13 protein-coding genes are annotated in these 14,270 nt (G+C 63.3%); 9 read left to right on the top strand and 4 right to left on the bottom strand.

The window, feature by feature from the left end:
• Positions 1 to 17: 17 nt before the first annotated feature.
• Positions 18 to 992, bottom strand: a complete 975-nt coding sequence (locus NHL60_RS15250) for a LysR substrate-binding domain-containing protein (protein ID WP_253445271.1) — start codon at positions 990 to 992, stop codon at positions 18 to 20.
• Positions 993 to 1,143: 151 nt separating this feature from the next.
• Between NHL60_RS15250 and NHL60_RS15245 the strand changes: the two genes are divergently transcribed.
• Positions 1,144 to 1,983, top strand: a complete 840-nt coding sequence (locus NHL60_RS15245) for a DMT family transporter (RefSeq protein ID WP_367399360.1) — start codon at positions 1,144 to 1,146, stop codon at positions 1,981 to 1,983.
• Between the two features lie 4 nt (positions 1,984 to 1,987).
• On the opposite strand, the gene NHL60_RS15240 is transcribed toward NHL60_RS15245, so the two are convergent.
• The gene (locus tag NHL60_RS15240; RefSeq protein ID WP_253445265.1) at positions 1,988 to 2,503 is read right to left on the bottom strand and encodes a methylated-DNA--[protein]-cysteine S-methyltransferase; all 516 of its coding nucleotides are present in this window, start codon (positions 2,501 to 2,503) and stop codon (positions 1,988 to 1,990) included.
• 127 nt (positions 2,504 to 2,630) lie between these two features.
• On the opposite strand from NHL60_RS15240, the gene NHL60_RS15235 reads away from it, so the two are divergent.
• The 3 genes from NHL60_RS15235 (at position 2,631) to NHL60_RS15225 (ending at position 4,871) form a co-directional block, all read left to right on the top strand.
• The gene (locus tag NHL60_RS15235; protein WP_253445262.1) at positions 2,631 to 3,167 is read left to right on the top strand and encodes an RNA polymerase sigma factor; all 537 of its coding nucleotides are present in this window, start codon (positions 2,631 to 2,633) and stop codon (positions 3,165 to 3,167) included.
• An 86-nt stretch (positions 3,168 to 3,253) separates the two neighbouring features.
• Positions 3,254 to 4,252, top strand: coding sequence for a FecR domain-containing protein (locus NHL60_RS15230; protein WP_253445259.1), 999 nt, complete (start codon positions 3,254 to 3,256; stop codon positions 4,250 to 4,252).
• A 10-nt stretch (positions 4,253 to 4,262) separates the two neighbouring features.
• Positions 4,263 to 4,871: a biliverdin-producing heme oxygenase gene (locus NHL60_RS15225; RefSeq protein WP_253445256.1), complete on the top strand. Its 609-nt coding sequence runs from the start codon at positions 4,263 to 4,265 to the stop codon at positions 4,869 to 4,871.
• Positions 4,872 to 4,897: 26 nt separating this feature from the next.
• Here the strand turns inward: NHL60_RS15225 and NHL60_RS15220 are convergent, their stop codons facing one another.
• Positions 4,898 to 5,299: an NUDIX hydrolase gene (locus NHL60_RS15220; protein ID WP_301271070.1), complete on the bottom strand. Its 402-nt coding sequence runs from the start codon at positions 5,297 to 5,299 to the stop codon at positions 4,898 to 4,900.
• A gap of 192 nt (positions 5,300 to 5,491) precedes the next feature.
• On the opposite strand from NHL60_RS15220, the gene NHL60_RS15215 reads away from it, so the two are divergent.
• The 5 genes from NHL60_RS15215 (at position 5,492) to NHL60_RS15195 (ending at position 13,656) form a co-directional block, all read left to right on the top strand.
• On the top strand, positions 5,492 to 8,335 hold the full coding sequence (locus NHL60_RS15215) for a TonB-dependent receptor (protein WP_253445240.1): 2,844 nt from the start codon (positions 5,492 to 5,494) through the stop codon (positions 8,333 to 8,335).
• An 85-nt stretch (positions 8,336 to 8,420) separates the two neighbouring features.
• Positions 8,421 to 8,975: a heme acquisition protein HasA gene (locus tag NHL60_RS15210; RefSeq protein WP_253445237.1), complete on the top strand. Its 555-nt coding sequence runs from the start codon at positions 8,421 to 8,423 to the stop codon at positions 8,973 to 8,975.
• Positions 8,976 to 9,200: 225 nt separating this feature from the next.
• The gene (locus NHL60_RS15205; protein ID WP_253445234.1) at positions 9,201 to 10,949 is read left to right on the top strand and encodes a type I secretion system permease/ATPase; all 1,749 of its coding nucleotides are present in this window, start codon (positions 9,201 to 9,203) and stop codon (positions 10,947 to 10,949) included.
• Entirely contained in the window at positions 10,946 to 12,307 is a 1,362-nt protein-coding gene (locus tag NHL60_RS15200; protein WP_253445231.1) for an HlyD family type I secretion periplasmic adaptor subunit, read from the top strand. The genes NHL60_RS15205 and NHL60_RS15200 overlap by 4 nt, the downstream gene beginning before the upstream one ends.
• Positions 12,307 to 13,656, top strand: coding sequence for a TolC family outer membrane protein (locus NHL60_RS15195; protein ID WP_253445228.1), 1,350 nt, complete (start codon positions 12,307 to 12,309; stop codon positions 13,654 to 13,656). The genes NHL60_RS15200 and NHL60_RS15195 overlap by 1 nt, the downstream gene beginning before the upstream one ends.
• 12 nt (positions 13,657 to 13,668) lie before the next feature.
• Here NHL60_RS15195 and NHL60_RS15190 read toward each other — a convergent pair whose 3' ends face one another.
• Entirely contained in the window at positions 13,669 to 14,250 is a 582-nt protein-coding gene (locus NHL60_RS15190) for a cytochrome b (RefSeq protein WP_253445225.1), read from the bottom strand.
• Positions 14,251 to 14,270 lie beyond the last annotated feature (20 nt).

Here is a 14,270-nt window from a genome sequence, read left to right as displayed (position 1 = left end):
CCTCATGGTGCCGCAAATCAGTAGGCGGTGAAATGCGCAGGTGCCTGACCACTCGCATGCGTGTCCCGGTCGAACGCAGCGGCCTCGTCCAGCAGCCAATCGATAAAGCGTGCCACCGCAGGCGGTGCCTCGCCGCGAGGGGGGGTCAGCAGGTCGTAGTTCAGCGGTGAGGCAAGCACATGGCGCTCGCCGAAGGGGCGGACGAGGACGCCACTTTCGAGGCGGTCCATGGCGATAGGGTGGTTGGCCAGCATGATGCCGCGCCCGGCGATGGCTTGGTCCAGGGCCAGACTGAACAGCGAGTAGCGGCGCTGTGGCGTCACGACCCGGTCGCCGACTCCCGCGGCATCGAGCCATGCCTGCCAGCCGGGAAAGCTGATGCCCTGAAGCGACTCCCAGGCCACGTCCAGCAGGGTGTGATCGGCCAAGTCGGCCGGCTCCAGGGGGCGGCCGTGCTGCGCCAGCAGCGACGGAGCGCAGACCGGAAACAGCTCGTCGTCGAATAGCCGGTGGCTTTGCGCCTCCGGCCAGGGGCCGCGGCCATAGCGAATCGCCAGGCGGGCGCCCGCCCCCTGCCAGGCAGGGGTGGTGAGCGATTGATTGGCATCCAGAGAAATATCGAGGCCGCCCAGCGTGGCGTCGAACGTCGCCAAACGGGGCAACAGCCACAGCTGCATAAAGGATGGCGGCGCGCTAAGCGTCAGCAGGGGCGCTTGGTGGGCGCGCTCGCGTGCCGCCATGACCCCGGCGACGATGCGCTCGAGGCCGCTATCGATATCTTTTGCCAGTTGCCGTCCGGCCGGGTTCAAGTGCACACCATTGGCGTGACGGGTGAAGAGGTCAATGCCCAGGCGTGCTTCGAGCTGCTTGATCTGACGGCTGACCGCGCCGGGGGTGACGTTCAAGCGGCTGGCGGCACTCTTGAAACTCTCCGTTCGCGCCGCCTCGGCGAAGGCTCGCAAGGCGTTCAGGGGCAGGCGTTCGATCTTCATAGGGTGAATTTTCCTGATCCTGGGCCATCACGTTAATCGGTTGGTGCCTCCTATGGCAAATGCTCAACTGAGCGCTAATTGTCATCGAGGAGGTGCTATGCAAGATACCAACACGTTGAGTAATCCTGTGGCTAGTGAGCGCCCCGCGGCGATGCGCTGCCACCTCGATCTGCAGGCCAGTGTGCTGATGGTCGTGTTCTGCCTGGCGCTGGGCTTTCAGCAGGTAGCGATCAAGCTAGTGGCGGCGGATATCTCGCCGCTGGCACAGGTTGCCCTACGCTCCTCCCTCGCTGCGCTGCTGGTGGCAGCCCTGGTGCGTTGGCAAGGCATCCGCTTGGTCGATATGCGCACTCACTGGCGCCCCGGCCTGCTGGTGGGGTTGGGGTTCAGCGCCGAGTTCACCTTCGTGGCGTGGGGGCTGACCTACACCCTGGCATCGCATATGTCGGTGTTTCTCTATACGGCGCCGGTGTTTGCCGCCCTGGGATTGCACCTGCTGGTGCCGGGTGAGCAGTTGACGCGGCGGCAGTGGGTGGGCATCGGGCTGGCGTTTGGCGGGATGGTCTTTGCCATGGCGCCAGACACCGAGATCGACAATGCCGCCGATATCCTCCGTGGCGACATCCTGGGGCTGTTGGCCGGCCTGTCCTGGGCCGCGACCACGCTGGTGATACGGCGCTCTTCCCTCGCTGAAGCGCCTCCGCTGCAGACGCTCTACTACCAACTGGCCGTCGCCGGCCTGCTGTTGCTGCCTGCGGCTGCCGTGGTCGCCAGCCTGACCTTCCAGACGCTGGGGATCTCGCTGGCGGCACTGCTGCTATGGTTTGCGCTGCTCAAGCGCTACTTCGCCTCGCAGTTGGGCGTTTTCTCACTGCTGGCACCGGTATTCGGCGTGCTGTTTGGCGCGCTGCTGCTCGGCGAGCCGCTGACGCCCAACTTCTTGGTGGGCGGCATGGTGCTGCTGGTTGGTCTGCTAATCGTCACCCGCTGATAGGTCAGAGCAGGGCGAGGGGCACCTCACCTGCTTCGTGGGCGAGCAGCCACTGCTTGCGGCCAAGGCCGCCGGCGTAGCCGGTCAGCCGCCCGTCGCTGCCGATCACCCGGTGGCAGGGCACCACGATGGCGATGGGGTTCTTGCCGTTGGCCGCTCCCACGGCGCGCTGGCCGCCCTTGCAGCGCAGCTGTTCGGCGATCTCGGCGTAGCAGCGAGTCTCGCCGAAGGGGATGCTGGCCAGTGTCTCCCAGACGCGGCGCTGGAAGTCGGTGCCATGCGGTGCCAGCGGCAGGTCGAAGTCGCGACGAGCGCCGGTGAAGTACGCCTTGAGCTGCTCCTTGGCCCGCGCGGTCAGCTCGCCCGGTCGGGGAGCATCGTCCTCGCTGGCGACGAACGCGACCTCGGTGAGGCCATCGTGATTGGCGCGGAGGCGGATCAGGCCCAGGGCATCGGCACAGGGAGGGTGGTAGTAATCCACCATGAAGCCGGGAGTCAGGGAAGCGTCGGCAAGCGGCATGGGCATCCTCTGCGAATGGCTTGCAGTTGTCCTTGGATGTTGCATGAGCAACGCCGGCAGGTCCACGGTGTCGTCATGATGCTGTTTTGATAATGCGTCTCGTTTGCTTCATGATGTGTCGCTAACCATGTCATCGCAACGTGACGCTGCCTGCCCTATGCCCACCTCACCACGCTCGCTGCTAAAGATGTTCCTCGGGGAACGCCCGCGACTGGTCCAGCGGATCAACCGCATCGTCGACAACGAGGCCGAAGCCGAAGATCTGGCTCAGGATACCTTCGTCAAGCTATGGCATCGCCAGCCGAGGGCAGATGATTCCGTAGGGCTGCTCTATCGTACCGCGCACAATCTGGCCCTCGATCATCTGCGTGCCCAGAAGGTACGTCAGCGTCACCAGGAGGGGGCTCAGGCAGAGGAGCAGGATGACGCGCATCCTAGTCCCGAAGCGATTGCCGCCACGTTGGAACGCTGGGGTGGCCTGACGGCGGAGTTGGACGCACTGCCGGCGCGTACGCGGCGTATTTTCCTGCTCAACCGCGTCGAGGGCGAGACCTATGCCGCCATTGCCGAGCGGTTGGGGGTGTCGGTGAGCACCGTGGAGAAGGAGATGATGCGAGCGATGCGGGTATGTCGCCAGTGGCAACGTCGGCATGACGAGGAATGAGGGAGTTTGGCAACTGACGCGTTATTAGAAAAGACAACCACAAGTGCCGAAACAGTGATGAGCGTGCGATGAGGAGATGTTCCAAGGTGGCGTTACCTTCACAGGAGACGCTCGACGATGAAGCCATGGCCTGGTTTCTGCGCCTGAGAGCCCCCTCTGCCAACGAGGCGGATCGGCGTGATTTCGAGGCGTGGCTGGCGCGGAGCGAGCGTCATGCCGAGGCCTACGCAGAGGCGGAGCGACTCTGGCAAGCGGTGGAAGCGCCGGCCAGGTTGCTCGCCGAGCGCGAAGCGAGTGCCCGCCCGGCCTCGTCGCACCAATCCTGGCCGTGGGCGGCGGCAGCATGCCTGCTGCTGACGCTGCTGCTCGGCTTCGGCGCCTGGCGCGATCCCGGTCTATTCGACAGGTGGATGGCTGACTTGACCACGGCGCCGGGGCATAGCCAGCAGGTGACGCTGGAAGATGGCACCCGGCTGTTTCTCGATGCCGATAGCGCCGTGGATATCGAGATGACGGATGTCGGACGGCAGCTGACGCTGCGCCGAGGCCGGCTGTGGGTAGATGTGACCCATGAGCCGACGCGCTCCTTCTCGGTATTGGCCGGCGAGGCGAGAGCCGAGGTATTGGGCACGCGCTTTGCCGTAGAGCGTCGCGCCGGTGGTGTCCGTGTCACCGTGGAGGAGGGGCGTGTCGCCGTCTCCCATGGCCAGGGTGGCGGCAGCACCGAGCAGGAGGTGCTGGGTGCCGACCAGATGATCGAGCTCCAGCGTGGCGCAGCGCTTGGGGTGCCCAGCGAGATCGATGCCAGGGGCCGGCTAGCCTGGGCCCGCGGCAAGCTGCTGTTCGACCAGACCGCACTCGACGAGGTGGCCGTGCAGCTCGAGCGCATGCTGCCGGGGCGCGTGGTGGTCAGCGGCGATGAGGCGGGGGCCTATCGGCTTTCCGGCAGCTTTCCCGCCCATGATCCCGACGCCATTCTCGATGCCCTGGAAACCAGCCTGGGGATAACCGTCAGGCGGCTGCCAGGCGTTACCTGGCTGGCGTCGCCAGCGCACGCTACCCAGCAAACTGTCCCTTCCCTATGATGAGGCCCTCATGGAAACCGTAACCCCGCCAGAGCAGACCACCGTTCAGCCACTCAGCAAGCGCCTCAAGCATGCCACCCGAGAGCAGCATGAGCGGGTCGATCACGCGATCATGACGCTGCGCCCTTTTGACGACCTGGAAGGCTATGTGCGCTTCTTGCGGGTGCAATATGGCTTTCAACAGCGCTGCCTGCCCTGCTATCGCCATCCACAGCTGGCCGACTGGATCGCCGACCTGGGCCCGCGCTGCCGATACGCCGCCGTGGTACGCGACTGCCAGGACTTGAACGTCGACGCTGAGCGGCAGGCAAAGGCCAAGCCGTTGGCAGCGCCGACAAGTGAGGCGGCGTCCTATCTGCTGGGTTGGCTGTATGTGAACGAGGGCTCCAATCTGGGGGCGGCCTTTCTGTTCAAGCGCGCCGCCGAGCTGGGGCTATCTGCCCGCTACGGAGCGCGCCACCTGGCGCCCAGTGACGATGGCCGCGGCCTGCACTGGCGACACTTCACCCAGCAACTGGATGCGATAGCGCTAAGCGAGGCAGACATCGCCCAGGCGGTCGCTGGGGCCAAGGAGGCTTTCGCCTATGTCGAAGCGCAGGCGCGTTCGCTAGCGCGTTGAACGTTCAATCCGCTCAAGCGAGATCACTACAGGCGGGGAGCCAAGCCCGCAGCGCGTAGGTGATCGAGCAGTTCTGCGACCAGTGGCATACTGCTTATCTGATCGGCAGGCACCCAACGCACCTTGGCGGCGTCATCACCGGCTTGCAGTACACCGCCGATGGGGCTAGCGGCGAAGTCATGCAGTTCGTATATGATGTCGTCATCCCGGGCCAGCTGTGCCGTCCAGAGCCGCTGGCCAACCTCGACGCGCAACCCCGTCTCCTCGAACGCCTCGCGAGCGGCGGCGTCACGCAAACTCTCTCCTGGATCGACCTTGCCACCGGGCACCGACCATAAACCCGCTTCGGGCGGGTGAAGACGTTTCACCATCAGGATGGCGCCATCCTCGCGCTGAATGACGGTACAAGCGGCTGGTATGGTTTTCACTGCACTGTCCTTCTTTCGAGGCTTGAGCCCCCGTGCTCATAGCCTGCCACTCTAGCGTAACGCTGGCACGTTCTCTGCAACATCGCGATTGCAATCGATCTTGGCCGAATCATTGAGGAACTCCTCAGCCTCGAACGTTTATTGAATGAGAAGCAAAATCATTCAATAAGTCTGGTGCAGAGGGAACGTCACATGCAGCATGAACAGAGTGAGAGGCTACCCGGCGTGGGGAAAGGTCTCTATCGCAAGGTCGCGGAGGGGGCTGGCATCGTCGTGATGCTGACGATTTTCGTGATACTCGTCGGGCTGCGCGAAGCTCATGGGCAGACGGGAGGAAGCCGTGATACGACGGGGCAGGGCGATGACCAGACGCTCGCCCAGCAGCGTTACCGCTTCGATCTGCCCGAGCAGTCGTTGCTCTATTCGCTGGGTGAATTCACTGCCATTACCAACATCTCGGTACTGCGCCCGGACGACCGGGCCATCGGTGGCGTGGCGCCGGCGCTGCAGGGCGAGATGACCGCCGACGAGGCCCTGCATGCTCTGCTGGTGGGAAGCGGATTGGCCGTTGAATACCGTAATGCGCGTACTGCCGAACTCGTCGAGCCGCGGCCCGCCACCATGACCACCATGGGCGATCAGGTCATGTTCAGCACCCTGACGGTAACCGCTGGCCGCCTGGGCGACGACTGGGTCTACCACGAGCCGCGCTCGGTGAGTGTGATCAGCCGCGAGCAGATCGATCGCCGGCCTCCTCGCCATGCCGCGGATATGTTGGAAGAAACGGCGGGCGTATATTCCGCTGTCGATCAACGTGACCCTGGACTATCAGTGAACATCCGCGGCATCCAGGATTATGGACGCGTCAATATGAATATCGACGGCATGCGGCAGAACTACAACCAGAATGCTCACCAGCAACGTAACGGCACCATGTATATCGACCCTGAGTTGATCTCAGAGGTGACTATCGATAAGGGAACAAACGCAGGCCAAGGTGGGGCCGGTGTCCTCGGTGGTATTGCCACTTTCAATACTATCAGCGCCAGTGAGTTCCTAGACCTCGAGAAAGGTTACGGCGGCCGCTTGCGGGCAGGCCATGGCATAGGTGACGAGGGTAATGGAACTCACTTCACTGGTAGCGCAGTTGTCGCATTCGGCAACGAAGAAGTGGATGGGCTGCTGGCGTATAGTGAGCGAAATTTTGGCGACTACTATGCTGGCTCCTCCGGGGTAGGCAACCTCAGTGACGAAATCGCTCAGGAGTGGCAGCAGCCAGGACGGCTGCAAATGTTTATAGATAGTCCGGTCGAGTACTCCTCCAGCAATATGGATTCCCGGCTAGCGAAGTTTGGTTGGAATATAGATGGAAATCCGGATCACAGACTTCAGTTTACTTATCTGGATACAAATGCCAGAGCCTACGATGCCCGCTTTGAAAACACGACAAGATCAGGCATTCTTGAAGATATTGAGTATCGGCTGCTGGGCGAGAGTGACATAACCTCGAAAAGTTACGGACTGGACTACGCATACAACCCCACTGACAATGAGTTGGTTGATTTTTCATCAAAGCTGTACTTTGTTACTACTGAAAACGAGCAATGGAATAATGAACTAACCACCTCGCCGTATACAACGCCTGCTTATACTGCTATCTATCGAACTGATACGTTAGGTGCTCAGGCGCAAAACACGTCACGCTTTCATCTCGGTGACGCAGGTGACTTGGCAGTCAACTATGGCACCGAAATATTCCAGGATACCTTTAAGCCTGGTGGCCAGCAGGCTTCACCATCGATTAGTACTGACCTGCCGTACGTTGAGGGGCTGACGCCGGAAGGCGAACGTCAGATGGGTAGTCTGTTTGCCAATATTGACTATCAGTATGGTGACTGGCTATCGATTTGGGGTGGCTTGCGCTATGACCATTACCGCCTCAAGGGACAAACTGGCATGACGGTACGCCAGTATATTGACAACACTCCGAGTTGGGATCCGGAAGGGCAAGTGCGTCAGGTGCCTGTCACTTATGATGTGGACCGTAATGATGGTCGGCTTTCCCCTACTTTGGGGGTTGGTGTTAATCCTGGCGTAGACTGGTTGCAGCTCTATACCAGTTATGGCAAGGGTTGGCGACCACCTGCGGTCACCGAGAGCTTTCAGACTGGCCGCCCACACGGTGGCGGCTCTGAGAGAATGTATCCCAATCCCTATTTGGAACCAGAGCGTTCGGAAAGCTGGGAGGCGGGCTTCAATATTATCAAGCGTGGGTTGTTGACCAGCAACGATCGCTTCGCCGCGAAGGTGGCCTATTTTGATAATAAAGTTGATAACTTCACCTATATGGCCTCGAATGTGACCCTGCCATATGCTTTTCATTCGGCGTCATTAGGCCAATCCGCCTACGTCAATAATCTGAACAGCACCCGTTTCCAGGGCGTGGAGTATCAGCTAAATTATGATGCAGGATTCGCCTACGCGGATTTGAGCTATACCCAGATGATGGGCAGTAACGAGTTCTGTTATCACCCATATTATCTCGGCGGTGCAAGCCGCAGGGAGCCCAGCGGCGAAGTGTTCGAGCAAGAGCGTACGCTTAGTAGTGGCCGTGTCGTTACTGTACGTCAAAATGGCTACGTCACGGTTGATGACCCTGAGCGAAACAGCATCGTCAATTGTGCTGCTGCTATGGGTAATGCCGTCTTTATGCCCGCGGATCGCGCTTCGGCCACACTGGGCTTCCGCTTCCTAGATGGGCGGCTGGATATCGGAGGACGGTGGCGCTATAGCGAAGGCAATAGCGTCGACTACGAAGATCGTGACTATACCAATTATGCCCTGGCTGTATGGCCAAAATATGAGGTCTATGATCTCTATGCTTTCTACCATATGACCGACGCTCTAACTTTTAGTCTAGCCATGGATAACGTGACTGACGAGGCTTATCTGGTCGCGATGGGGGATACGAATCTTGCAAACGTGGCGTTGGCCCGCGGGAGAACACTTCAGGGCATGTTGGAATACCGTTTCTAGGCCCTGAGTACGATTTCACCCCAATGGGTGAATACTATGAAGGGGGATGAACCTCCTTCATTTAAACCAAGTAAGGAGTCATATCATGTCCTTTAACATTACCTACGATGCTCAATTCGCAGACTGGAGCTTGGCTGATTACCTGGCGGAGTGGTCATTTGATTTCCAAAACTCTGACCATGGTGACTCAAATACAGGTGGCTTCAATAGTGGCGGTCTGTCCGGTGAGGAGTATGCCATTACCGGTTCGGGCAATGATTTTGCCTTTATTGCAGGCAGTGACACGACGAACGGGCTGCAGTATGACCTAGGCGCTCACGTTTTATCCGGAGACCTGGACAGCGTCCAGTTTGGCTATGGCCTCACTGGGCCAACAGGAGGTGCCTTCGGGCTAAGTGACTGGGCGCTCGGCATCGAAGGCCTTGACGCTAGTGGTAGCGGTGCAGGAAATGACGTACACGAGATCGTCTGGGGGCTGATGAATGGCAATATCGGTGAGCTGGAAGACTACATCGTTTCCGAAGGCCTGCTGACTCAGAGCGAGTTTGATACCGCACAACTGGGGGACCTCTTCCCTGCACCGGCTTCCGCCACGGGTGTGCAAGAGTTCAGCGACCTCGACGTCGCCCTGGCTGCCTGAGCATCGCCACCTAATAAAAAAGGCAAGGGGAATCCCCTTGCCGCAACCTTTGATCACCGCGCCACGGGCCTTGTGCCCGGGGCGCGGTGCCTTGGCATTGTCGCCAGCAGTGGCGCGATGTCAAGCATGACCACCGTGACCCTGCGATGAGCGGAACAGATACATGAGCGGGCCCCGACGGGGGCGCGCCGAGTTTCCACGACGCTTATTTAGGGGCAGTCCACCATGAAACCTTCGCGCGGCGAGCCGCGTAACGAGATACGCCAGGCGCTGGGTGCCTATCGCGGCGGCTTTCGCAGCGTTGGCATCTATAGCGCAGTGATCAATCTGCTGATGCTGGTGCCGCCGCTCTACATGCTGCAGGTCTATGACCGGGTGCTGGCCTCGGGCAACACCACCACGCTGCTGCTGCTGACGCTGATGGCGGTGGGGCTGCTGGCGCTAATGGGGGCGCTGGAGTACGTGCGCAGCCTGGTGGTGATCCAGGTCGGCGAGCGCATGGATGAGCGGCTCGGCGAGCGGGCCTATACAGCAGCCTTCGAGCGCGGCCTGGCCGGCCAGGGTGCCCAGGCCGGCCAGGCCACCCGGGATCTCGATTCGCTGCGCCAGTTCATCACCGGCAACGCCATCTTCGCCTTCTTCGATGCTCCATGGTTTCCCCTCTATCTATTGGTGATGTTCCTGTTCCACCCCTGGATCGGCTGCCTGGCATTGGCGGGCGCGTTGCTACTGGTCGCCCTGGCGTGGCTCAACGAGCGGCTATCTCAGCCACCGCTGCGTGAAGCGGGCGGCCTGTCGGTACAGGCAGCCAGCACCGCCGAGGCCCAGCTGCGCCATGCCGAGGCCATCGAAGCCATGGGCATGCTGGGTGCGCTGTCGCAGCGTTGGGCGCGGCTGCATGGTGGTTTCGTCGCCCTGCAGGGGCTGGCCAGCGAGCGCACGGCGTTGATCACCGCGGCATCGAAGAGCCTGCGCGTGGCGCTGCAGTCGCTGGTGCTGGGCTTGGGCGCCTGGCTGGCGGTGGGCGGCGCCATCAGCCCGGGCACCATGATCGCGGGGTCGATACTGATGGGACGCGTGCTGGGGCCTATCGACCAGGTGATCAACGCCTGGCGGCAGTGGAGCACCACGCGCCTGGCGTATCAGCGTCTGGCGGCGCTGCTGGAGGCGCATCCTGCTCGCGAAACGGGCATGGCGCTACCCGCGCCGCGGGGCGAGGTGGCGGTAGAAGCCGTTAGCGCGATGCCGCCGGGAGGCCGCAAACCGACTCTGGTGCAGATCGATGTTCGCCTGGCGCCGGGCGACACGCTAGGAGTGGTGGGCCCCTCCGGTTCCGGCAAGTCGACCCTGGCGCGGCTGCTGGTGGGCGTATGGCGGCCCCAGGTGGGCACGGTGCGGCTGGATGGCGCCGCCATCCAGCACTGGGACAAGGCCCAGTTAGGGCCCCACATCGGCTACCTGCCCCAGGACGTGGAGCTGTTTGCCGGCAGCGTGGCGGAGAATATTGCGCGCTTTGCCGAGCCGGATTCGGCCCAGGTCATTACCGCCGCCAAGGCGGCTGGGGTGCATGAGCTGATCCTATCGCTGCCCCAGGGCTATGACACGCCGCTGGGCGACGGCGGCGTGGGGCTCTCCGGTGGCCAACGGCAGCGCATTGGCCTGGCCCGGGCGCTCTACGGTCCACCATCGCTGGTGGTGCTCGATGAGCCCAATGCCAACCTCGACGACGCCGGCGAACAGGCGTTGCTGGCAGCCCTGCAGTGGCTGCGTGAGCGCAAGGTGACGGTGGTGCTGATCACCCATCGGCCTCAGGTGCTCAAGGCCACCTCGCATCTGCTGGCATTGAAGGACGGCCGGCAGACGCGGTTCGGCCCGACCCAGGAGGTACTGCAGGCGGGGGCGTCACGTCAGGCCGCTGCCCGCGGTGCGACCCTGATGGCGCATAGCCCCTACCAGATGGAGAACAGCGCATGAGCCTATCTCCCGATACGGCGCATGGCGCCGAGACCGGCACTGCCATCGCGTCGGCCACGCCGGACTGGCAAGCGATGGCGCAGCGGCGGCGGCGCCCGCGTCGCCTGGGCGGCTGGCTGCTGCTGACGGGCTTCGTAGCCTTCGTGGTGTGGGCGGCCCTGGCGCCGCTGGACAACGGCGTTGCGGTACCCGCCACCGTGGTGGTGTCGGGCAACCGCCAGGCGGTAGAGCACCCCAGCGGCGGCATCGTCGAGCGCCTGTGGGTGCGCGAGGGCGACCGCGTCACCCAGGGCCAAGTGTTGGTCAGCCTGGATGCCACCCGCCATGCCAGTGAGGTGGACGTACTGAGCGGCCAATACAGCGCCACCCTGGCGGAGATCGCTCGCCTCGAGGCGGAGCGTGACGGTCTCATTAGCATCGAATTCCCCTCCGAGCTGACCGAGCAGGCAGACCCGGAACGGCTGACCGTGCTGGCGCTGCACCGCCAACTGTTCGAGAGCCGTCAGGCCTCGCTCGCCTCGGAGCTGGCGGGGCTGGACGCCAGTCTGGCAGGCCAGCGCGCCCAGGCTAGCGGGCTAGAAGCATCGCTGACGCAGAAGCGCCTGCGGCTGGCGCTGCTGGGCGAGCAGCGCGATAACCTGCGCGGCCTGGCGGAAGAGGGCTACATTCCGCGCAACCGGCTACTGGAGATCGAGAGCCAGTACGCCCAACTGCAGGGGGAGCTGGTCGCCGCCCGCGGCACCCTGGAGCAGACAGAGCGTCAGATCGACGAACTCAGCCTGCGCATGACCCAGCGCCGCGAGGAGTATCAGCGCGACGTGCGCGAAGCCTTGACCCAGGCACGCTCGCGCATGCGTGAGCTGGCCGGCCGCCTGACCTCGGCGGAGTTCGAGCTGACCCATACCCAACTGCGCGCCCCGACGGCAGGCATCGTGGTGGGGTTGGCCCAGCACACCGAAGGCGGCGTGGTGGCGCCCGGCGGCCGCCTGATGGAGATCGTCCCCGAGCACGAGCCGCTGCTGGTGGAGGGCCAGTTACCGGTCGAGCATATCGACCGGGTGCACGCTGGGCTGTCGGTGGAGCTTGCCTTCACCGCCTTCGAGCGCAGCACCACACCTAGGGTGCCTGGCGAGGTGGCCCAGGTTTCCGCCGACCGCTTGGTCGATGAGCGCAGTGGCGAGCCTTACTACCGCGTTCAGGTAGAAGTGGCGGCGCAAGCCCTGGAGGGACTGGGCAGTGACGTGCTGCGTGCCGGGATGCCGGTGGAAGCCTTCGTGCGCACCGGCGAGCGTACGCTGCTCAACTACCTGTTCAAGCCGCTGCTGGATCGTGCTCGCACCGCCTGGGGGGATGCCTGATGGATAAGCTGGTTAGCCGCGGGTTTGCCGCCTGGCTGCTGGTGGCCGGGAGCGGACTGCTGGCCCTGCCCGCCATGGCGCTGGATTTCCGCCAGGCCTACGAGCTGGCGCTGCAGCACGACCCGACCTGGCAAGCGGCCCGCAGCGAGAGCGCCGCGGGCAGCCATGAGCGGGCGCTGGGGCGTGCCGCGCTGATGCCCAATCTGAGCTACCGCTATACCCGCATGCGCAACGACGCTGAGATTCGTCAGGATACTCCCTTGGGTACGACCCGGCAGGACCTGGAATACACCAGCTTCTCTTCTGGTTTCACCCTTACCCAGCCGCTGTTCGATGCAGCGGCATTCGCCCAGTACCGCGAGGGTAAGGCACGCGCCGAGGCCGCCGGCCTGACCCTGGAGCGGGCGCGCCAGGCGCTGGCGGTACGGGTGCTGCAGGCTTATACCGAGGCCCTCTATGCCGAGGAGGAGGTGGTGCTGATGCGCGCCCATGGCAGAGCCTTGGAAGAGGAGGCCGAGCGCAGCCGACGCTTCGTGGCAGGCGGCGAGGGCACTCGCACCGACCAGATGGAGATCGAGGCGCAGCGGAGGCTTCTGGCGGCACAGCTGATCGAGGCCGAGGACCGTTGGCAGGATGCCCGCAACGCCCTGGCGATATTGATCGGCCACCTGCCAGCCGCGGCGCTGGTGCCGTTGAGCGATGCCGCGCATATGCAAGAGCCCGACTTCCTGCCGCTTGAAGAGTGGCGCGAGCTGGCCGTGGCCCATAACCCTGAGCTTGCCGCCCAGCGCAGCCTGCTCGAAGCCACCCGGCAGCAGCGAAACCAGCAGCGCGCCGGACATTTGCCCAGCGTGCGGCTGGTGGCGCGCAGCCAGATCACCGACTCCAACGCCGAGAATCAGGTGGGGCAGCGCTACGACACCGACAGCATCGGCGTGGAAGTTCAGGTTCCGCTATTCGCTGGAGGGCGCGTGCGCGCCGCCAGCCGTCAGGCCAGCGACACCCTGGAGCAGGCTCGTTTCGAGCTTGACGGCGCCATGGCCGAACTGCTCAACGACGTCGAGCGCCAGTACCGCATGACCCTGAGCAGCCAGCGGCGCATCGAGGCCTACCGCGACGCCGTGGTCGCCGCCGAAGCGCGGCTCGATGCCACCCGGCGCAGCATCCTCGGCGGCGAGCGCACCAACCTCGATGCCCTCAACGCCGAACAGCAGCACGTCGAAGCCCAGCGCGACCTGGCCCGCGCCCGCTACGACTACCTGCTCGCCTGGCTGTCGCTACGCTGGCAGGCGGGCGTGCTCGACGCTGGCGATATCGAACGGGTGGCGGAGGCTTTCGGTGCAGGTTAGGCGCGGGTTTGGTTAGGTGTCCTGTTGGGGGCTGGGGTTGCCCAGCATGCGCGCCAGGATGCCATCCTTGAGCCACAGGCGATGGGCCAGTGCCATCGCCACATGGCCAGCGATCAGTGCCAGCAGCAGCCAGGCCAGGGTGCTGTGCAGCAGATCGGCAGGCGCCATCATCCAGGCAATCTCGCGCTCCGCCTCCGGCATCAGTTCCATGCCATAGAAGATCAGGTGGCCGCCCCGGCTATACTGACGCAAGATGGCCATCGCCGGTATCAGGATCAACAGCGCATAGAAGGCCAGGTGCACGCTCCGAGCCAGCAATCCCCCCAAGCCTGGTGGGCGGGGCGGTCGGTGATGGCGCTGGCGGTAGGCCCACATGGCGCGCAGCAGCGTCGTTACCAGCAGCATGGCGCCCAGCGAGCCGTGGGGGCCGATCCTTGCCAACAGCAGGGTGACGGCGTGCTCACCGAATCCCTTCCAGGCCAACAAAACGCCGAATAACAGTATCACTTGCGCTGCCGTCAGCCAGTGGAGGAGACGGCTGACGAGGCCATAGCGATCGGGGGTGTCTCGCCAGCGATTGGCCGGTGTTGTCATGACTCAGGGGTCCACGCGAT

It is taken from the genome of Halomonas sp. Y3 (genome assembly GCF_024137965.1).
GTDB lineage: Bacteria > Pseudomonadota > Gammaproteobacteria > Pseudomonadales > Halomonadaceae > Halomonas > Halomonas mongoliensis.
This window is presented reverse-complemented; position numbering and strand designations above follow the sequence as displayed.